The organism is Malaciobacter marinus (genome assembly GCF_003544855.1).
In the GTDB taxonomy this organism is placed as follows: Bacteria; Campylobacterota; Campylobacteria; order Campylobacterales; family Arcobacteraceae; genus Malaciobacter; species Malaciobacter marinus.
Map to the genome: position 1 here is coordinate 1,938,240 of NZ_CP032101.1, position 18,952 is coordinate 1,957,191.

The 18,952-nt window shown below is 27.5% G+C and carries 22 protein-coding genes and 3 tRNA genes; 4 read left to right on the forward strand and 21 right to left on the reverse strand.

Annotated features, from left to right (window positions below; genetic code table 11):
- Positions 1–13: 13 nt before the first annotated feature.
- From AMRN_RS09395 to AMRN_RS09405, 3 genes are all read left to right on the forward strand, one after another.
- Positions 14–316 (forward strand): hypothetical protein, encoded by a 303-nt coding sequence (locus AMRN_RS09395; protein WP_099312390.1) that lies wholly within the window; start codon positions 14–16, stop codon positions 314–316.
- An 88-nt stretch (positions 317–404) separates the two neighbouring features.
- On the forward strand, positions 405–1,196 hold the full coding sequence (locus tag AMRN_RS09400) for a DUF4198 domain-containing protein (RefSeq protein ID WP_099312388.1): 792 nt from the start codon (positions 405–407) through the stop codon (positions 1,194–1,196).
- 39 nt (positions 1,197–1,235) lie between these two features.
- Positions 1,236–1,376 carry a FeoB-associated Cys-rich membrane protein gene (locus AMRN_RS09405; protein WP_099312386.1) on the forward strand — a complete coding sequence of 47 codons (141 nt, stop codon included), beginning with the start codon at positions 1,236–1,238 and terminating at the stop codon, positions 1,374–1,376.
- A gap of 32 nt (positions 1,377–1,408) precedes the next feature.
- Here AMRN_RS09405 and AMRN_RS09410 read toward each other — a convergent pair whose 3' ends face one another.
- From AMRN_RS09410 to AMRN_RS09475, 14 genes are all read right to left on the reverse strand, one after another.
- The gene (locus AMRN_RS09410; RefSeq protein ID WP_165772866.1) at positions 1,409–2,149 is read right to left on the reverse strand and encodes a sulfite exporter TauE/SafE family protein; all 741 of its coding nucleotides are present in this window, start codon (positions 2,147–2,149) and stop codon (positions 1,409–1,411) included.
- A gap of 89 nt (positions 2,150–2,238) precedes the next feature.
- A tRNA-Asn gene (locus AMRN_RS09415) sits at positions 2,239–2,313 on the reverse strand.
- A 25-nt stretch (positions 2,314–2,338) separates the two neighbouring features.
- Positions 2,339–2,413, reverse strand: a tRNA-Asn gene (locus AMRN_RS09420).
- A 31-nt stretch (positions 2,414–2,444) separates the two neighbouring features.
- A tRNA-Asn gene (locus AMRN_RS09425) sits at positions 2,445–2,519 on the reverse strand.
- A gap of 70 nt (positions 2,520–2,589) precedes the next feature.
- Positions 2,590–3,507: a radical SAM protein gene (locus AMRN_RS09430; RefSeq protein WP_099312382.1), complete on the reverse strand. Its 918-nt coding sequence runs from the start codon at positions 3,505–3,507 to the stop codon at positions 2,590–2,592.
- A gap of 100 nt (positions 3,508–3,607) precedes the next feature.
- On the reverse strand, positions 3,608–4,642 hold the full coding sequence (gene hemE / locus AMRN_RS09435; protein WP_099312380.1) for a uroporphyrinogen decarboxylase: 1,035 nt from the start codon (positions 4,640–4,642) through the stop codon (positions 3,608–3,610).
- A gap of 16 nt (positions 4,643–4,658) precedes the next feature.
- On the reverse strand, positions 4,659–5,171 hold the full coding sequence (locus AMRN_RS09440) for a YqhA family protein (protein WP_191282115.1): 513 nt from the start codon (positions 5,169–5,171) through the stop codon (positions 4,659–4,661).
- A complete protein-coding gene (locus tag AMRN_RS09445; RefSeq protein WP_099312378.1) occupies positions 5,171–6,208 on the reverse strand; it encodes an aspartate-semialdehyde dehydrogenase in 1,038 nt (345 codons plus the stop codon). Before AMRN_RS09445 ends, AMRN_RS09440 begins: the two co-directional genes overlap by 1 nt.
- Before the next feature lie 40 nt (positions 6,209–6,248).
- On the reverse strand, positions 6,249–8,783 hold the full coding sequence (gene gyrA / locus AMRN_RS09450; protein ID WP_099312377.1) for a DNA gyrase subunit A: 2,535 nt from the start codon (positions 8,781–8,783) through the stop codon (positions 6,249–6,251).
- Between the two features lie 137 nt (positions 8,784–8,920).
- Positions 8,921–9,133 carry an HP1242/YdcH family protein gene (locus tag AMRN_RS09455; protein ID WP_099312375.1) on the reverse strand — a complete coding sequence of 71 codons (213 nt, stop codon included), beginning with the start codon at positions 9,131–9,133 and terminating at the stop codon, positions 8,921–8,923.
- A 128-nt stretch (positions 9,134–9,261) separates the two neighbouring features.
- Complete coding sequence (gene argJ / locus AMRN_RS09460; RefSeq protein ID WP_099312373.1) at positions 9,262–10,443, reverse strand: bifunctional glutamate N-acetyltransferase/amino-acid acetyltransferase ArgJ; 1,182 nt, start codon at positions 10,441–10,443, stop codon at positions 9,262–9,264.
- Between the two features lies 1 nt (position 10,444).
- A complete protein-coding gene (locus AMRN_RS09465; protein ID WP_099312371.1) occupies positions 10,445–11,572 on the reverse strand; it encodes a potassium channel family protein in 1,128 nt (375 codons plus the stop codon).
- A gap of 24 nt (positions 11,573–11,596) precedes the next feature.
- Positions 11,597–11,785, reverse strand: coding sequence for a 50S ribosomal protein L28 (gene rpmB, locus AMRN_RS09470; protein ID WP_079580070.1), 189 nt, complete (start codon positions 11,783–11,785; stop codon positions 11,597–11,599).
- A gap of 84 nt (positions 11,786–11,869) precedes the next feature.
- Positions 11,870–12,736: a glycosyltransferase gene (locus AMRN_RS09475; RefSeq protein WP_099312369.1), complete on the reverse strand. Its 867-nt coding sequence runs from the start codon at positions 12,734–12,736 to the stop codon at positions 11,870–11,872.
- 136 nt (positions 12,737–12,872) lie between these two features.
- Between AMRN_RS09475 and gmhA the strand changes: the two genes are divergently transcribed.
- Entirely contained in the window at positions 12,873–13,439 is a 567-nt protein-coding gene (gene gmhA / locus AMRN_RS09480) for a D-sedoheptulose 7-phosphate isomerase (RefSeq protein WP_099312367.1), read from the forward strand.
- Here gmhA and AMRN_RS09485 read toward each other — a convergent pair whose 3' ends face one another.
- Genes AMRN_RS09485 through AMRN_RS09515 form a run of 7 tightly spaced genes read right to left on the reverse strand, consistent with a single transcriptional unit; the run spans position 13,440 to position 18,919 of the window.
- The gene (locus tag AMRN_RS09485; protein ID WP_228150852.1) at positions 13,440–14,390 is read right to left on the reverse strand and encodes a glycosyltransferase family 9 protein; all 951 of its coding nucleotides are present in this window, start codon (positions 14,388–14,390) and stop codon (positions 13,440–13,442) included.
- Positions 14,380–15,447, reverse strand: a complete 1,068-nt coding sequence (locus AMRN_RS09490) for a hypothetical protein (protein ID WP_099312365.1) — start codon at positions 15,445–15,447, stop codon at positions 14,380–14,382. Before AMRN_RS09490 ends, AMRN_RS09485 begins: the two co-directional genes overlap by 11 nt.
- Entirely contained in the window at positions 15,440–16,057 is a 618-nt protein-coding gene (locus AMRN_RS09495; RefSeq protein ID WP_099312363.1) for a YrbL family protein, read from the reverse strand. Before AMRN_RS09495 ends, AMRN_RS09490 begins: the two co-directional genes overlap by 8 nt.
- A gap of 12 nt (positions 16,058–16,069) precedes the next feature.
- A complete protein-coding gene (locus AMRN_RS09500; protein ID WP_099312361.1) occupies positions 16,070–16,657 on the reverse strand; it encodes a YrbL family protein in 588 nt (195 codons plus the stop codon).
- Entirely contained in the window at positions 16,650–17,570 is a 921-nt protein-coding gene (locus AMRN_RS09505) for a glycosyltransferase family 9 protein (protein ID WP_099312359.1), read from the reverse strand. Before AMRN_RS09505 ends, AMRN_RS09500 begins: the two co-directional genes overlap by 8 nt.
- On the reverse strand, positions 17,570–18,316 hold the full coding sequence (locus AMRN_RS09510; protein ID WP_099312357.1) for a lipopolysaccharide kinase InaA family protein: 747 nt from the start codon (positions 18,314–18,316) through the stop codon (positions 17,570–17,572). Before AMRN_RS09510 ends, AMRN_RS09505 begins: the two co-directional genes overlap by 1 nt.
- A gap of 6 nt (positions 18,317–18,322) precedes the next feature.
- Complete coding sequence (locus AMRN_RS09515; protein WP_099312355.1) at positions 18,323–18,919, reverse strand: YrbL family protein; 597 nt, start codon at positions 18,917–18,919, stop codon at positions 18,323–18,325.
- Positions 18,920–18,952: the final 33 nt, after the last annotated feature.

The following is an 18,952-nucleotide window of genomic DNA, read 5'->3' on the forward strand; positions in this document are numbered from 1 at the left end:
AAAGAAAGGAAATATAATGAAAAAAATAGTATTAGCATTAAGCTTTATGATAAGTTCAATGTTTGCACATAGTGCAATAATGAGTTGTTTTGATAACGCAGATGGAACAATCACTTGTGAAGGTGGTTTTAGTGATGGAAGTAGTGCCACAGGAGTAAAATTTAAAGTTGAAAAAGATGGAAAAATTGTATTCAACACTAAAATGAATGAATACAGTGAAGTTAATTTCAAAAAACCAAGTGGAGATTATACTGCAATCTTTGATGCAGGTGAAGGACATCAAGTAAAAATAAAAAGTTCTGATATAACAGAATAAAATAAAACTTTATCTTCTTTATTGAAGATAAAGCCAATAATTAATTGATAATGACTATAAATATTAATATATAAAAAGGGAAAATAAAATGAAGAAAATTTTAATTAGCAGTATTGCAGCAACAGTTTTATCAACAAGTGCATTTGCACACTTTCAAATGCTTTACACTGATAATATGGCACTTCCTAAAGGAAAAACAGTTGAATTAACTCAAGTATTTACACACCCATTTGCAGATGAACATACAATGGATATGGCAGGAGTTGAAGAGTTTTATGTAATAAATAAAGGCAAGAAAAAAGATTTAATGAAAAGTCTAAATTCTATTACTTTTCAAGGAAATCATAATAAAGCAAAAGCATATGAATCAAAATATAAAGCTAGAAGAATGGGTGACCATATTTTAGTATTAAAGCCAAAACCATATTATGAAAAAAATGAAGATGCATATATTCAACAAATTACTAAAACAATAATAAATGTTGCAGGTACACCAACTGATTGGGATAGCGAGCTTGGATTAAAAGCTGAAATTGTTCCATTGACAAAGCCTTATGCTATTTGGGAAGGTGGAAGTTTTACAGGGATTGTAAAATCAAAAGGAAAAGTTGTTCCTTATGCTGAAATTGAAGTTGAATATCTAAATAGAGATGTAGATACAAAAAATAATAAAATGGGTAAAGATAGAGTTACTGCACCACAAGACTCATTTGTAACAATGACAATAAAAGCAAATAAAGATGGTGAGTTTACATTTGCCATTCCAAAAGCTGGTCAATGGGGATTTTGCGCACTTGGTGTAGGACCAGATAAAGAGTATAAAGGTAAAGAATTAAGTCAAGATGCGGTTATTTGGGTTGAAGCTAAACCTATGAAATAATAAGTATGAGCAAAAGCTCATACTTAAAAGGAAAATTATATGGATAAAATATTATTAATAGTAATAACACTTTTTGCAGTTTATTATATCTATCATTCAATCTCTAAAAATAAAGGTTGTAATTGTGGTAAAAAAAGTTGCGGTATAAAAAAAGATGAAAAAACAAAACTTAAAAAATAAACAGTATCAAGTTAAAAAATTAATTTGATACTTTATATTATCACTTGTGCGATTAAAATCAATGAAATAATAAATAATACAGCTCTAATTACTTTTAAATAAACTTTGGTATCCATTCTCTTTTTTAACTTAATTCCTAAATATAGTGAAAATGAGATTATAAAAATTGCCATAAAAGAAAATGACAAATGCTCACTTGTAAAACTTCCATTTATTAAAAAAACCACTATTTGAATGATTTTACCAAATAAAAAAGAGATATTCATAGCTTGAATAAGTTCTGCTTTTGAATACTTAAGTTCAATTCCATATATCATAAGTAAAGGTCCCATTACATTAGTAAGTCCACCTACAACTCCTGTAAATAGTGAATAAATAACAAAAGAGCTTTTTGGATAAGTTTTAAAAATAGAGATTGACATGTTAACTTTATTTACAAAAAGATAAATAAGTATTATAAAAGCCAATAGAAGCTTAAAAAGCTCAGAATTACTCATAATTAATAGCTGAGTACCTATTGCACTTCCAAGCATTGTAAGCAAGGCTAGGGGCATATGTTTTTTAAAACCATCAAGTATATTACCCTCACTTAGAAAACTAACTAGATTAACTACTAAAGTAGGAATAAGTGTAAGTAAAATTGCAGTTTGAATATCAGTAAAAATTGCTATTATAGGAGTAGGTATTAAAGCAAAACCAAAACCTATACTACCATGTACAAAAGCAGCTATAATAAGCACAATAGATGCAACTATAAAAAAATCTAAATCCAAAATAAACCTTATTAAAAAGATAAATTAAGATATCATATTTTTACTTTGTTTTTTATAGTTAAAATGAAATAGTTGTTTGATTAAAGTTATGGCTCCGGATACTGGATTCGAACCAGTGGCCAAGTGATTAACAGTCACCTACTCTACCGCTGAGCTAATCCGGAACATATGATAAGTTTTATTAGATTATGGCTCCGGATACTGGATTCGAACCAGTGGCCAAGTGATTAACAGTCACCTACTCTACCGCTGAGCTAATCCGGAATATATCTAATATAAAGTTTCATTAAAGTTATGGCTCCGGATACTGGATTCGAACCAGTGGCCAAGTGATTAACAGTCACCTACTCTACCGCTGAGCTAATCCGGAATGCGTGTTCCTTTAATGGGCTGGAATTATAGTAAAAATTTACTCTTTTGTCAAGTAATATCGAATAAAATTATAAAATTTTATAAAATTTCAAGCCACTACTATCAATTATAGAAACTACTTGCTCTTTTAGTAATTTTTCCAAAATTATTTTTGAAGAATTATCAAACATATTTTCAATATCTTCACTTGTTAATGGTCTTCTTTTTAACATAGATATTATTTCATTTTCACTAAATTTTTGAATTTGATTTGGTCTATTTTTATAAGCAATATTTACATTTATTCCATTAAAAGTATTTGCAACACTTTCTAAAACTTCAAAGCTTACAGGTTTAACCTTATAAGCAGGTGGTCTATCAATTGTACCAATATCAACTCGTTTAGGGTTAATTCTTTGAATAGCCTCATAAAGTAGCTCAATCTCTTCTTTTTTATCATTTAAATCTTTAACAAAAAGTATTTCTAAAACAAAATTATTATTAAATTTATTTGAAAACTCTATCATTGAAGGAATGATTTTTTCAATTTCAATATTATTATGAACTCTATCAAGTTTTTTAAAACATTTTTCACTTACACAATCAAGTGATAATTTAACAGTATCAAGTTTTAAGAGTGCATCAAAAATCTCTTGTTTATAAATAGTACTTCCATTTGATAAAATCAATGTTTTTGCATCTTTTTTTATCTTATTTAATTCATCTATTAATTCATCAAGAAATGGGTATAAAGTAGGTTCTCCATTTGCTGTTAGTGTTATAACATCAATTTTAGGATGATTTTCAAAACTTTTTTTAACTTCTTTTATAACTTCACTAACACTTGGATAATCACTCATAGAATCCATCGTTTTTGCAGGTTCTAATTCACAATATAAACAATCAAAATTACATTGTTTTGTGCTAGGTGATAAATCAATCCCTAAAGAAATTCCAAATCTTCTTGATGGAATTGGACCAAATATTATAGAGTTTGAATATGACATTTTATTCCTTTAAATAAAAAAAGAGAAGCTTAAAAAGCCTCTCTTTTATAATAATCGCTACAAACTAAAAAAGTAAAATAGTTTACTTTTTCTTAACGTTTTACGCCTTTTTTGAAACTCTGTGACACTCACTTACAAAATGTTTTGCATTTTCTACAGGTACATCTGGTAATATTCCATGACCTAGATTAAAAATATGTCTTTTTCCACCCATTACTTCTTGAATTTTTTCAACACAAGCTGTTGTTTTTTCTTTTGAGTATAATCTACATGGTTCCATATTACCTTGAAGAACATATTTATCACCAAGTTTTTCTTTTGCTAATGCCATTGGAGTTGACCAATCAACACCAAATACATCAAAGTTTCCATAAATATCATCTAAGTATTGTCCAATACCTTTAGGGAACATAATAACAGGAATATGTGGATATTTCTCTTTTAAATATTCAGCAATTTCAACCATATATTTCCATGAAAATTCAAAATATGCTTGTTTTTCCAATGCCGCTGCCCATGAATCAAAAATCTGAACAACATCTGCACCTGCAAGTATTTGTTTTTCCATATAATACTTAACTACTTGTGTAACTTTTGCAAGAAGTTTATGCATAAGTTCAGGATTAGTATAAATTAGTTTTTTACATAAGTTATATGTTTTAGTTCCTTTTCCCTCAATCATATAAGTAGCAAGAGTCCAAGGAGCACCAGTAAATCCAATAAGTGCTTTATCTTCTGGTAGTTCTTCTTTTAATAATTTTAATGTGTCATAAACATATGTTAATTTATTTGCTGCTTCTTCACCACCTAATAAAGCATCAACATCAGCTTCATCTTTTAAAGGTTTATGAAATACTGGTCCCTCACCTTTAATAAACTCTAAATCCATTCCCATCTCATGTGGAATAACTAAAATATCACTAAATAAAATTGCTGCATCAACTCCTACGATATCAAGAGGTTGAATAGTAACTTCACATGCCTTTTTAGGGTCATGACAAAGATTTAAAAAACTTCCAGCTTCTGCTCTTACTTTCATATACTCAGGTAAGTATCTTCCGGCTTGTCTCATCATCCATACAGGAGTATAAGGAGTTTCCTTACCAAAACAAGCATCTACAAAAATTTTTGACATTTATATAACCTTTTATTTATTTTTTTCCTATCTTCCCTAAGAAATACAATCCTACAGCTAAGGCTGTAACTGCTAGCGCAAAATATAACATCTCTAAAGCAGAAGTATAATTAGTATGTAATACCCTTTGAAAAAAGTTTACAACTAAAACCATAATTATAACTTTTGCAATTTTATCTTTTAATTGATCTAATGATGTTATTGACAGTATTTTTGAGTCTTCTTTTGCTGATTCAATATGATCAATTGGAGAGATAAATAGTTCATAAACTCCAAAAGAAAAAATCAACATAACAACTGCAATTAAATACAAATCAACTGCACCAATAATACCACTTACTATATCTTCATGAAAATTCTTTGGATGTGCATTTGTTATGATTGTATCAAATGTATATTTAGTAACATTCCAAATATCTAAACTTGCAACTACAAATAAAACTATAGCTCCAAGTAGTCCAAATACAACAGCCAAGATTACTAAAAATCTTGTCTGCCACATAGCTTTTTCAAAAAGCTTCTCTATCATTAGATATCATTCTCCATTTCAATCCACTTCAATGCTATTCTAACTGAGTTAGTTGCAGCTCCAACTCTTACTTGATCTGCAACATTAAAATAATGAATAATATTATCTGCATAAGCATCTTTTCTGATTCTTCCTACAAATGTTGTATCTGTATCTGTTGAAATAATTGGCATTGGATATTGATTATTTTCTAAATCATCAATAACATCTACATTATCAAAATTACCTAAAACTTCTTTTACTTTATCAATATCAACTTCAACATCATCATCAAATGTAACAGTAATTGACTCACTATGACTTCTTAATACAGGAACTCTTACACAAGTAGCTGCAATTTGCATTTGTTTATGTAAAATCTTTTGAGTCTCATTGATCATTTTCATCTCTTCTTTTGTAAATCCATTTGATTGAGCTACGTCAATTTGTGGAATTACATTAAGTGCTATTTGATGAGCAAAAGCCTCTTTTTTAGTTTCATCTAATTTAAAAGCAAAAAATGCTTGCATCTGTTTTACAAGCTCTTCCATACCAGCTTTTCCTGCACCACTTACCGCTTGGTAAGTTGATACATCCACTCTTTTAATTCCATATAATTCATCAAGTGGTTTTAAAGATAATACCATTTGAATAGTTGAACAATTTGGATTTGCAATAATTCCTGTTTCTTTCCATTTTGAAATATCATCTGGATTAACTTCTGGAACTACCAATGGAATATTTGGCTCCATTCTAAAATGACTTGTATTATCAATAACAACAGCACCTGCTTCAACTGCAAATTTTGCAAACTTTGCAGAGATACTTCCACCTGCACTAAAAAAAGCAATTTCTACATCATTTTCTTCAAATGCAGTTTCAGTAAGTTCTAAAACTGTATATTCTTTGTTTTTATACTCAACTGTAGATCCAGCACTTTTAGCACTTGCTAATGGAATTATATTATTAATTGGAAAATCATATGCATCCATTACTCTTAAAAGCTCTTCTCCAACAGCACCAGTTGCTCCTACAACAGCAACATTAAATTTTCTCATATTTCTTCCTCTTCATTTATTGTATATAGACTTAATCTAATTAACTATTTTGATTATTTGAATCATCATTATCAACTAAATTCGTATCTTCAATAATACCTGCTAAATCAGTTGCAGATTCAATATCAAGTTCATCGTCTTCTTCTTTAGGGCACTTAGCAATTGAAACTACTTTATCCCCTTTATCAACGTTAACAATAATTACTCCAGAAGTATTTCTTCCTGCTTTTCTAATAGTATTCATATCTACTCTAATCATCTTACCAATAGATGTTAAAGCCATTAAATCTTGTGTTTCATCAACTAAAACAGAACCAATTACATTTCCAGTTTTTTGATGTAATTTCATAGAAATAACACCAGAACCAGCTCTATTTGTAAGTCTATATTCATCTACTGTTGTTCTTTTTCCAATACCTTTTTCAGATACAGTTAATAGCTCTTGTTCTTCACTTATAATTACATCAGCATCAACAACAAAGTCAGAATCAAGTTTAAACTTAATACCTCTTACACCTCTTGTGCTTCTTCCTTGTTCTCTTGTTTTATCTATTTCAAATCTAATACATTGACCTAAACTTGTAAATATCATAAAGTATTGCGAGCCTGGAATAGTAATTTTAGCAGTTACTACCTCATCCGCATCATCAAGAACAATTGCTCTTACACCATTGCTTCTTATATTACTAAATTCAGCTAAAGATGTTCTTTTTACAATACCATTTCTTGTAAAGAATGCCAATGATTTGCTCTCATCAAAATCAGTAGTTGGAATAATAGCCATGATCTTCTCATCTGCTCTTAAGTTGATTAAGTTAACAACTGCTTTTCCTTTTGCTGTTCTACTTCCTTCTGGGATTTTATATACTTTTAACCAGTATAACTGACCCATATTTGTAATAAACATCAATGTATCATGAGTATTTGTCACAAAGAATCTTTCAATAAAGTCATCATCATGTGTAGTAACTGCAACTTTACCTTTACCACCTCTTCTTTGTTTTTCATATGATTTAATTGGAACTCTTTTTACATATCCATTGTGAGTAATAGTAACAACCATTGGCTCATTTGGAATCAAGTCTTCAATATCAATCTCATCATATGAGTCTTCAATTTCAGTTCTTCTTTCATCTGAATATTTCTCTTTTATTTCTTGAATTTCTTCTTTAATAATTTCATTTAATTTTTCTTCTGATTTTAATATGGCTTCAAGTTCAGCAATTAATCTTAATAGCTCTTGATATTCAGCTTCAAGTTTATCTCTTTGAAGACCTGTTAATCTTCCAAGTCTCATATCTAAAATAGCTTGTGATTGAATAAGTGATAACTCAAATCTTTCTTGAAGTTTCTCTTTAGCATCTGCATCATTTGATGATGATCTAATAATTTTTACAACTTCATCAATATTATCAACTGCAATTTTTAAACCCTCTAAAATATGAGCTCTTGCTTTTGCTTTTTCTAAATCAAAAATAGTTCTTCTAATAATAACTGTTTTTCTATGTGATAAGAATAGTCTTAAAAGTTCTGGAAGATTAAATACTTTTGGTTCTTTATTATGAACTGCAAGTAAAATAATCCCAAAAGTAGTCTCCATTGGAGTTGATTTATAAAGATTATTTAATACAATTTCACTCATTGCATCTTTTTTAAGTTCAATTACAACTCTAATACCTTCTCTATCAGATTCATCTCTAACTTCTGAAATACCTTCTACATTTTTTTCTTTTGCTAAAATAGCAATTTGTTCAATAAGTCTAGATTTATTTACTTGGTAAGGAAGTTCATCAAGTACAATAACCTCTTTTTTACCTTTAGTTTCAATATGATGCTTAGCTCTTATCTTAACTCTTCCTCGACCTGTTTTATACGCATCAATAATTCCACGTCTTCCAAAAATAGTACCACCTGTTGGAAAATCTGGACCTTGAATAAACTGCATTAAATCTTCAGCAGTTGCTTCTTGATTATCAATAGTATAAAGAACAGCTTCAAGTAACTCTTTTAAGTTATGAGGTGGAATTTTTGTTGCCATACCAACAGCAATACCTTCACTACCATTTAATAATAAGGTAGGAACCCTTGTAGGTAATACAGCAGGTTCTTTTAAAGTGTCATCGTAATTTTGAACAAAATTTACAGTATCTTTATCAAGATCTTTTAAAATCTCTTCTGAAATTTTAGTCATTCTTGCTTCTGTATATCTCATAGCAGCTGCATTATCACCATCAACCGAACCAAAGTTACCTTGTCCATCAACAAGAGGTGCTCTCATTGAAAAATTTTGTGCCAGTCTTACCAATGCATCATAAACTGAACTATCACCATGAGGGTGATATTTACCAATAACATCCCCTACAATCCTTGCAGATTTTTTATAAGGAGATCTTGCAGTCATGTTTAGATCATGCATTGCATACAAAATTCTTCTATGTACTGGCTTTAATCCATCTTTTGCATCAGGAAGTGCCCGTCCAATAATTACACTCATTGAGTAATCTAAATAAGAAGCTTTTACACTATCTTCTATATTAATATCTATTATATCTTGATCTTCGAAAAGGTTTTCCATAAAAAAACGCCTTTATTTTTTATATTTGTTATTATTTTAGCTAAATGGGGCTTAGTATTAGTTAATATAGTAATTTAAGCAAGAAATAAAAAAAGAGATTAAAAAAATTAATCTCTTTTTACTTAAATTTATATTTATTATGATTTTTCATATTCCATAATTAGATTGAAAACTTCATCTTTTAATTTCAGTTTTTCTTTTTTCTTTTTATCAATTTCTAGCTGATCGCCAAAATTTTTTTCTAACTCAATTATCTCTTCATCTAACTCATTGTGTTTATCAAAAAGCTTATGAAAATGAGCATTTTCCTGCTTTAACTTTGTAATTACATCTCTGTGTTCGTGAAACATATTTAATCCTTTTAGTTGAGTTAGTATAATTATAACAATTAAATTCTTAGAATAGATTATGTAGCTTGTATATTTATTATAAAATGATTTTTTATATAAAGTGTGTAATTAAGAAGCTAAATTGCTTCTTAAGTTCTGTAATCAGCATTTATTTCAACATACTTGTAACCTAAATCACAACCATATGCAGTAAAGCTCTCTTTTCCTAATCCAATATCACAAACAATCTTAAATTTATCATTTTGAAGTACTTTAAAGGCTTCTTGTTCAATTTCATCATTAAATATAAGTTCACCCTTATTATATACAATTACATTATTATATGAAACAACAAGCTTTTCTTCATCACACGCAATCTTACTTGCACCTATAGTAGAAGCAATTCTTCCAAAGTTTGGATCTTCACCAAATAGTGCTGTTTTTACTAAAAGAGAGTTTGATAAGGCTTTTGCTGCTTTTTGTGCATCTTCATAAGTTGCAGCATTTTTAACTTCAAAAGCAACAGCTTTTTTTGCACCCTCACCATCTGCTACCATTAGCATTGCCATATCATGCATTACTAATCTTAAAACTTCAAAGAATGCTTCTTTATTATATGCATTAGATTTTTTATTTGTTAAAAGTAAAACCGTATCATTTGTAGAAGTATCACCATCAACTGAAATAGCATTAAAAGTAGTTTCACTATTTACTTTAAGTGCTTCTTTCATATCTTCTTTAGGAACATTGGCATCTGTACAAATAAAACAAAGCATAGTTGCTAAATTTGGATTTATCATCCCAGCACCTTTTGAAACTGCTCCAATTTTAAAACTACTTCCATCTTCAAGCTTAACTTCATACATAGTAGTTTTTGCATAAGAATCAGTTGTCATAATAGCTTTTGATAAGTTTTGTGCATTTTTTGTTTTCAAATCAAAAGATTTTGCACCTTCTACTATCTTTTGAATAGGCAAAGGATTTCCAATTACACCAGTACTGCTCATGATAGGATTTGTAAATTCATGATTTAGTGATGAAAAAATTGAATTAATATCTTCAATTCCTTTTTTTCCTGTCATTGCATTCGCATTTTTAGAATTGATTAATACAAAATTTGTTTGAAAATCTTTTTTATACATCAAGTAATGTTTAAGTGGAGCTGCTTGAAATCTGTTTTCTGTAAAAACAGCTTCAACATCACATAATGTATCACTATATATAAAACCTAAATCAAGTGCATTATTTGCTTTAAGCCCTGCACTTATTCCATCACAATAAAATCCATCTATTTGATCAATCATACCTTTTATAGGCAAAATAGTAAACATTTTATATATCCTTTGGTTTTTGAGAATAAGAAAGTATTCTTTTTGATTTTGAAATACCTCTATGGCTTCCTACAAGTAAAAGTTTGCAGTTTGCTCTAATAACAGTATTTCCTTTTGGCATTTGAATAAATTTTCCAGTTGCTTCTGTAATACCAATAATTGAGACCTTCATTCTATCTCTTAAATGTAAATCTTGTATTTGTTTATCAACAGCCCAAGACTCTTCTCCTACAAATGCTTCTTCCATATCAATAGGAGTGTCTTTTTTGTATAAAAACTCTTCAAGTACATTTTCCATATCTGGTCTTATTGCCATTGCACTTACTCTTTTTGCCATAAGTGATGGAGGAGCTACAACTTTATCTGCACCAAGCTTTTTAAGTCTTACTTTATCATTTTGTGTTTCTGCATTTGAAATAATTAAAAAAGGACTTCGACCAAGCTCTTTTTCATATAATCTAACTGAAGCTATAAGTGTAATATTATCAGATATATTTTTTGACAATGAAATAGCACCCTTAGCTGAACTTAAATGAGATTTGAAAAATGCAACCTCTTTATAAGGTTCTTCATTTACTATATAAGGATACCCATACTCTTTTGCAATCTCTTCTATATCATCTCTTGGGTCAACTACCACAAAGGGAACATGATTTTCTCTAAATTGTCTTGCTAGTTGTGCAGTATATTCATTATGATAAAATATAACAAAATGTCTTCTAAGCCTTGCAATTTTATATAACATTTTTCTTTCCTTAAGAAGTTTAAAAAGTGTACCATTTGATATAGTATTGATTAAAATACCCACAGAAAATGTAAGTACTGCAAAACCTGATAACATCAAAGTTACTGTAAAAATTATACCTTGATTACTGAAATTTGCTTCATTTAAAGCACCAAATCCAGTTGTAGTAAAAGTATATGCAGATTGAAAGATTGCTTTCATAATAGGATAATCTTCAATATATACATATCCTAATGCACCAGTCATTAAAATAATCTGAATAAGTATTAATGGTAGTCTAAATGGTCTTAATTGTGAGTATATAAGCGGGTTTAAGTCATATTCAGGTTTATTAGACCTAATTTCCCAGCCTAGTGCTTTTTTAATTCTTTTTAAGAAGCTCATGAAAGCACTTTTCTAAGCGCCTTCTTATGAGTGTTTTTTAAGAGTTCTTAACTCTTTAGCAGAAATTCTGATTTTTTTAGTAGTACCATCTTCTAGTGTTACTCTTACAGTTCTTAAGTTTGGTAAAAATCTTCTTCTAGTTCTGTTTTTAGCGTGACTTACGTTGTTTCCAACCATAACGCCTTTTCCTGAGATTAAACATCTTCTTGCCATATTGATTTCCTTATTTATTTTAGTGAAAAATATTCGCGTATTGTATCTTAATATTCTTAACATTTAGTTAAAATGATATCTTGTTTATACACTTTGTAAAATTAATTCTATTTTTTCTAAATTTTTATCTATTGTAAACTCTTGTGCAGTAATTCTATTTTGCTTTTTTATATGCTTTAAATCTTCTTTTCTTCCTAATAGTGCATCAATTTTAAATGCAGTACTACCATCACTTGGCATCATCATAGTAGCAAATACATCAACAATTTCACTTGAAGCGCAAGTTGAGGGAACAAAAACTGCACATTTAAAAAACATTGCTCTTAAAATATTTTTTGCAAAAGCTTTTGTATGTGTTGGTAATACAAAAATATCTGCTACTAAAAATAGTCTATTTAAATCATTATAATCTGTAAAAAATAAGATCTTTTCATCTAAACCTTCTTTTGATAACTGAAATCTCAATCCTGAAATTTCTTTTTTATCTCCTGCTACTATTGCTTTTAAGTTTTTAAAATTTAAGTTATTTACAATATTAATAAACTCTTTTGAACCAGAATTTTTAAAGTTTTGTGCAGTAAAAAAAACAAACATAGTATTTGTATCCAAATTGAACTCTTCACAAAATTGTTTTTTTACTTCTTTTGGTTTTTTATACTCAGCATCAATACTTGGATAAATAATTTCAATTTTACTTTTATCTACTTGTTGTTTTATTAATTCACTTTTTTGCTTATTTGAGTTTACAATAATCTTTTTTGCATTTTCAATTTTTTCAATATCCTCTTTTTTAATACTGCCAGTATGGAAATATACATCTGCAAACTCTTTTTTTGCAAAAGTTAATTTATCTAAAAAGGTTCTTTTCTTTACTTTTTTTATATTCTCTTTTTCCAAAAGTCTATTTATAATTTTCGTTTTTACTTTAAAATCTATTGTTATGTTTTTCATATAATTTTTCCAAGTTTAATATTAAAATACATAATTTTAACCAAATTAATTAAAATGACTATAAAATACCATTTAATTACTTTAAAATATTCTTATGATAAAATATGTTTAACTAATTTAAAGGATATTAAACATAATGAAACAAGTGATAGCAGATGAGTTTCAAGCTCACCTTGAAACAATAAATAATACAATTAAAACTATGCAAGATAAATTAGAAACTGCATCACAAATTGCAGTTGAAACTTTAAAAAATGGGAATAAAATTCTTCTTTGTGGCAATGGAGGAAGCGCTGCTGATGCGCAACATATTGCAGCTGAGCTTACAGGAAGATATAAAACTGAAAGAAAAGGACTTCCAGGAATTGCTCTTACAACAGATACAAGTGCTTTAACTGCTATTGGAAATGATTATGGATATGATAGGGTTTTTGATAGACAAGTTGAAGCTTTAGCTTCAAAAGGAGACTTGATTATCGGACTTAGCACAAGTGGTAATAGTAAAAATGTAATAAATGCATTAAACCTAGCCAAAGAGCTTGGTTGTAAAACTATCGGACTAACAGGAAAAGATGGAGGAGCTATGAATGAAATTTGTGATGTAAACTTAGTAGTTCCATCAAATGACACTCCAAGAATTCAAGAAATGCACATTCTTTTTGGACACACTATTTGTCAAATTATTGATAATAATTTTAGTTAATTAATTATCAACTACCCTTAAAACATCATTTGCTGTAATAAGTTTCATGCAGTTATGATGTTTTAAAGGACAAACTCTTTTCATACATGGAGCACACTCTAAATTTTTTGTTATAACATTTTCACTTGGATTATTCCATTGATTTGTTTCTTTAAATCTTGTTGGCCCAAAAATAGCTGCTGTTTTTACTTTATATGCAGCTGCTACATGCATAGGTCCTGAATCATTTGTAATAAAAATATCAAGACCTGCTATCTTTTCTATAAGTTCAGGAATTGTAGTTTTTCCTGCTAAGTTTTGATAATTTGAAACTTTATTTGCTATAAGTTCATCTTCTATATCTTTTGCAATATCTGTTTCACTGGGACCTCCAAAGATTACAATATCATGGGTTTTTGACATGGCAATTGCTACTTTTGCAAACTCATTTGGATACCATCTTTTTGCACTTCCATAAGTAGCTCCTGGATTTATTCCAAGGGTTGCTTTACCATAAGAAAATGGTTTGAAATACAATTTTAAATCACCTGCTTTATTTTGTAAATTCAATTCATGATTTACAAAATCATTGTATCTTAGTACTTGATGAATTTGCTCTTTTTGAAGCCTTTTGTAATTATATTTTTTTTGTGAATCAATAAAAAACATCATAAACTTTGAAGAAAAACTTCTTCTAAAAGAAAGAGCCAAATCAACTTTTCCTATTTTTTTAGCTAAAGAATAAAGATTAATATATCGATTACCCTCTTTTTTTGTGTTATCGACAATTACTTTTTCTATATTTTTAAAATTACCCAAAGCTTGTGTTGAAACATATGAGCCAAGAAGAATTATCTTTGCCTTTGGATATGTTTTTATAATATTTTCAATAGCAGGCGTTGTCATAATTGCATCACCAAGCCAAGTTGGAATTTCTATAAATATTTTTTCAATCTTCATTTCATCTTTCATTTAAAACTTCTTTTAATGCATAAAATTGTGGTAATTTCACTATTTTACCATCTCTATTATCAACTAAACCATAACCAGGAGCTATTAGTTGGTGCCAAAAAACTTTTTGTATCTTTTTACTTTTCTTTGCAATGCTTAAGTACTTAAGCATGTACTTTGAGTACTTTTCATTACTAACACACTCTTTTTCACTTGTTGGAGCATATGGAGCAGTGTTTGATAAAGGCCAATTTACTTCTGTAATATAAATCTTATCATTTGATTTAGGTGAAAGTTTACACAAAGAGTAAAGTAAATCAATTTTATTTTTTGTATCAAAAAAAACATACTGAGTATTACAAGGAGATCCTCTTCTATCTACATATAAAAGAGTACTTATCTTATCATATCTTATATTATAAAAATTAAACATAGCCCTTGCATTATAATAATACTCAAAATCTATTGTACTTGGACCTATTAACTTTAAATCTTTATATTTTTCATCTCTTAAATCTTGAGCTATTTTAAAAAATTCAAGATACTCTTTTACTGCAAAAAATCCCCATTTTGCTCTATTTATAGTTGTACCTATTTGATACTCACTTACAAAAGAGTTAAAGTTTGAAAAAACAATATCTAAATCTTTTTTTAAAAGTTCATAATTTTCTATATGAGCTCTATCTTGCATGATATTTATTAAAATATTTTTAGAAGATTTTTCATTAAAACTTTTAGCAAAAGTTACATAAGAATCAATATTTTTTATATCCCAAAGAGGTACTCTAATAATAAGATTTTTAATACTAAGCTCTTCAATAAGTTTTTGCTGTGTATTTTCCCCATCATCTTTATCTAAGTTTACTCCAAGACCAATAAACTCTTTATTTGAAAAGTTATTCTTTCCTTTAAATAGTTTCATAAGTAAAATTGCAAAAGGTAAGATTAAAAGTGAAGAAAAAAGCATTTTTACATAATCAAAAATATACTTTTTTCTCATAGATTTTTTATAAGCTTTATCTTTTATAACACTTGGCTGATCTGAGTATTTATCCCAAAAGAATTGCTGGCTATTCATCTTTTCTTAGCCTTGTTTTTGCGTCAATACCTTGAGCTATTACTTTTTTGTATCTTAACTCTAGCTTTTTAAGTTGTTTTTTTACTTTATATCTAGTATATAATTTTGAATATAAATAAAGCTTTGATTTTATACCTGTTCTTTTGCCTCCAATTCCATCTGTCAGAATCAATTTAAAATTATTTTGTGAAAATTCTTGGCAAAAAATATTACTTAAAGCAACATCAATAAAAATAATGTTATTTTTAAGTAAATATTCTTTTAATTCTTTTAGTAATTCCATCTCTTGTTGCTTTGTTAAAAGTCCATTCATAACTACATTTTTGAAAGATAAAGATGTTTTGCCATTATAATCTTTTATTCTTTGAAATATATAGCCTTCACCCAAATTAGTTTTAATTTTTCCATAACATTTTGACAAATGAGAAAAAGAAACACTCCTTTTAGTTAAAAAATTTAAATAATCATACTCTAACTTATTTTGATTTAAATTTTCAAATGGCTTATACACAATCTTAATTACTTTTGAATCATCAAAAGGATGCAAATAACAAGCTCTTTCTCTACCTTTACCTAAGTAATAATCTTTTTTTAAATTTACAAAACTCAAATTTTATTCCTCTTATAAATAAGTACTATATTTTAAATAATTATTATAGAATTTTTTCCATTGTTTACTTATTTTATATCTAGTATAAACTTTTGAATAAAGATAGACATAAAATCTCCAATTTAGTCTTCTGGCACCTAACCCATCTATAATTATAAGTTTATAAACATTTTGGAAAATTTCTTGACAAAAAACATTACTTAAATCTACATCGATAAATAAAATATCATTTTTAAATAGATATTCTTTTAATTCATAAACTAAATTTTCTTCTTCCTCTTTAGTAAAGAACTTTTCTTCTAAATAATTTTTAAAAGATTTTGAAGACTTATTATTATAATCTTTAAGCCTTTCATAAACTAATCCTAGACCTAAGTTTGTATCTATAAACCCAAAACATTCAGTTAAATGAGTTTGAGGTTTATCACTCTTTTTTAAATATTTATAATATTTATATTCTAATTTATTTTGCTCATTATGTTTTTCATTTCTATGAACAACTTTAATAACTTTATTTTCATCATTTGGATGAATATAACAATCTCTTTCTCCACCTTTTGCTAAAAAGTATTTACTACTTAAAACTACTTTTTTATTCATTTAAAAGTTCCATTAAACAATTTTCTATTTTCTTATACTCTTCTTTTGAATAATCACTTGATAACATAAAATTATTTTGATTTTTTTCTTCACTTATTGTTGCCCATCTTTTAGAACTAGCAAATAATGAATCTCCAAAAAAAGAAATTGTTTTAGTATTTGTAGCTCCAGCTAAATGCATAGGTCCTGTTGAAGTACTAATGAAAATATATGAAGAAGCTATATATTTAGTAAACTCAAACAACGTCATCTTTGAATCAAAGATTTCTACTTCAAAATCAACTTTAGAACAGATGTAATCTTTTGACATAGCATCATCTGGTCCAAAAGTAAAAACTGCTTTTTTTGAAGTTTGACTTACCTTTTTTGCTAGAGAGATATAATCGTCTAAAGATAAATTTCCATCGCTACTTCCACCAAAGCCAGGATGAAAAACCACTCTATTCTCTTTTTTTACATCAAAACTTAATAAAGGTTTTGTAAAATCTAATTTTATATTAGGAAAAAGTAATTTTGCTAAATCTAAATTATATTGCCATTCCGTTTTTTCTACTTTACTTCTTCGTTGTTTTATTCTTTTATTAAAAAAAATTTGAGCTATTTTTGTTGCAGGGGCAACTCTTATTTTAATAGCGCTTTTAAAAAGAAGTTTTCCCAAAGTAGTATCAATAAAACAAGAAATACTTGCATCAAATCTTTTCTCTTTTATTTGTTTTAAAGTAGTGTCTAAATTTTCTTTATCAAATAAAATTACATCATCAATGAAAGGAATCTTTTTTGCAAAATCAAAATTAATTTTACCAACTAGTGCTGTTAATTTTGTATTTGGATATTGCTCTTTTATAGCTTTAAATAAAGGTAAAGTCACAACAAAATCACCAATTTTATCATGTCTAGTAATAAGTAAATTCACTATTTCTTACCTCTGATTTTTCTTTTAAACTCTACAAACTCTTTTAATTTTCTATCTGATATTTTTAGTAGTTTTATAGCTTCATTTTTATCTGCATTTGCTAAATTTGCATATGTTGTAGCTATTAAAATTATATCATCTTCATCTAACCAAAGTTTTGCAAAATTATCAAGTCCAGTATTTAAATCAACTGTTTTAAACTCCATTCTATTTATATCTACAACTGAAAATTCATAACTGTTATCATTGATAGATACTAGTGTATTCCCAGCTGAAAAGTCTTTATGATAAACACTATTTTCATGTAAATTAAAAGTAAATTCAACAAATTTTTTTATAATTTCTTCTCTATTTTTAAGTTGTTTGTTTCTTAATGGTTCTCTAATAGTAAAATCATACTCATATTTTTTTGCTATAAAAAAACTCTCTTTAAATAAGAAGCTTTTATAAAACTCTATATAGCCAATTGGTTCTGGAGTATTTAAACCTAAATTTCTTAGTCTCACTGCATTTTCATATGACTTTTTTGCTTTTGAATCTCTAAAGTAAGCATAGACTACTTGATTTATTATATTAGGTATTTTAAAACCTTTAACAACTGTTTTTATACCTTTATACTCAATAACTTTTAATTCATTTCTAGCTTTATGAATAGTATTTGAGTTTTCTTCAAAAAACTCTTTTATATTTAATAAAAACTCTTTTATATTTTTAAATCTATCATTTATTTCATATTTAAAACTCAATATTACCTACTTATTTAATTTTTTCATAGAAGAAACTTTTTCATATCTTTTTAAAAACTTTTTCCATTGTTTTATAACTTTATATTTTGTAAAAACTTTTGAATACTGATATAGTTTTGATTTTAAGCCATATCTTTTCCCACCAATTCCATCAGTAAGTATTAGTTTATAACTATTTTCATCAATTTTTTTGCATAAAATATTACTTAAAGCAATATCTACAAAAATTATATTATTTTTAAAAATATACTGTTTTAAATCTTCTATTAATTTTAGTTCTTCATCTTTACTGAAAAAAGAGTTTAAGACTAATTCCTTAAATGATTTTGATTGTGTATTATCAAAATCTAATACTCTATCAAAAACAAAACCTTTTCCAATATTTGTATTCACTAAACCATAACAATTTGTAATATGAGAAAATTCTTTTTTATTTTTCTTTAAATATTGAATATAACTATATTCCATTTCATTTTGATTTAGCCCTTGGTCTTTTCTATATACAATTTTAATCACTTTTTGAAAGTCATGAGGATGAATATAACATTTACGTTCTCTTCCCTTTCCTAAATACAAACTTTCATCTAATTTTATTAAATTCAATAAATTTTCCTAAACTCTATTTTTCTTATTTTA

Excerpts from the sequence above, each read along its gene's own strand:
- AMRN_RS09475 (WP_099312369.1), bottom strand. The coding sequence starts at position 12,736 with ATGAAAAACATAACAATAGATTTTAAAGTAAAAACGAAAATTATAAAT.
- gyrA (WP_099312377.1), bottom strand. The coding sequence starts at position 8,783 with ATGGAAAACCTTTTCGAAGATCAAGATATAATAGATATTAATATAGAA.
- AMRN_RS09500 (WP_099312361.1), bottom strand. The coding sequence starts at position 16,657 with ATGAATAAAAAAGTAGTTTTAAGTAGTAAATACTTTTTAGCAAAAGGT.
- AMRN_RS09485 (WP_228150852.1), bottom strand. The coding sequence starts at position 14,390 with ATGAAAGATGAAATGAAGATTGAAAAAATATTTATAGAAATTCCAACT.
- AMRN_RS09440 (WP_191282115.1), bottom strand. The coding sequence starts at position 5,171 with ATGATAGAGAAGCTTTTTGAAAAAGCTATGTGGCAGACAAGATTTTTA.
- AMRN_RS09405 (WP_099312386.1), top strand. The coding sequence starts at position 1,236 with ATGGATAAAATATTATTAATAGTAATAACACTTTTTGCAGTTTATTAT.
- rpmB (WP_079580070.1), bottom strand. The coding sequence starts at position 11,785 with ATGGCAAGAAGATGTTTAATCTCAGGAAAAGGCGTTATGGTTGGAAAC.
- hemE (WP_099312380.1), bottom strand. The coding sequence starts at position 4,642 with ATGTCAAAAATTTTTGTAGATGCTTGTTTTGGTAAGGAAACTCCTTAT.
- AMRN_RS09445 (WP_099312378.1), bottom strand. The coding sequence starts at position 6,208 with ATGAGAAAATTTAATGTTGCTGTTGTAGGAGCAACTGGTGCTGTTGGA.
- AMRN_RS09490 (WP_099312365.1), bottom strand. The coding sequence starts at position 15,447 with ATGAATAGCCAGCAATTCTTTTGGGATAAATACTCAGATCAGCCAAGT.
- AMRN_RS09430 (WP_099312382.1), bottom strand. The coding sequence starts at position 3,507 with ATGTCATATTCAAACTCTATAATATTTGGTCCAATTCCATCAAGAAGA.
- argJ (WP_099312373.1), bottom strand. The coding sequence starts at position 10,443 with ATGTTTACTATTTTGCCTATAAAAGGTATGATTGATCAAATAGATGGA.
- AMRN_RS09400 (WP_099312388.1), top strand. The coding sequence starts at position 405 with ATGAAGAAAATTTTAATTAGCAGTATTGCAGCAACAGTTTTATCAACA.
- gmhA (WP_099312367.1), top strand. The coding sequence starts at position 12,873 with ATGAAACAAGTGATAGCAGATGAGTTTCAAGCTCACCTTGAAACAATA.
- AMRN_RS09465 (WP_099312371.1), bottom strand. The coding sequence starts at position 11,572 with ATGAGCTTCTTAAAAAGAATTAAAAAAGCACTAGGCTGGGAAATTAGG.
- AMRN_RS09455 (WP_099312375.1), bottom strand. The coding sequence starts at position 9,133 with ATGTTTCACGAACACAGAGATGTAATTACAAAGTTAAAGCAGGAAAAT.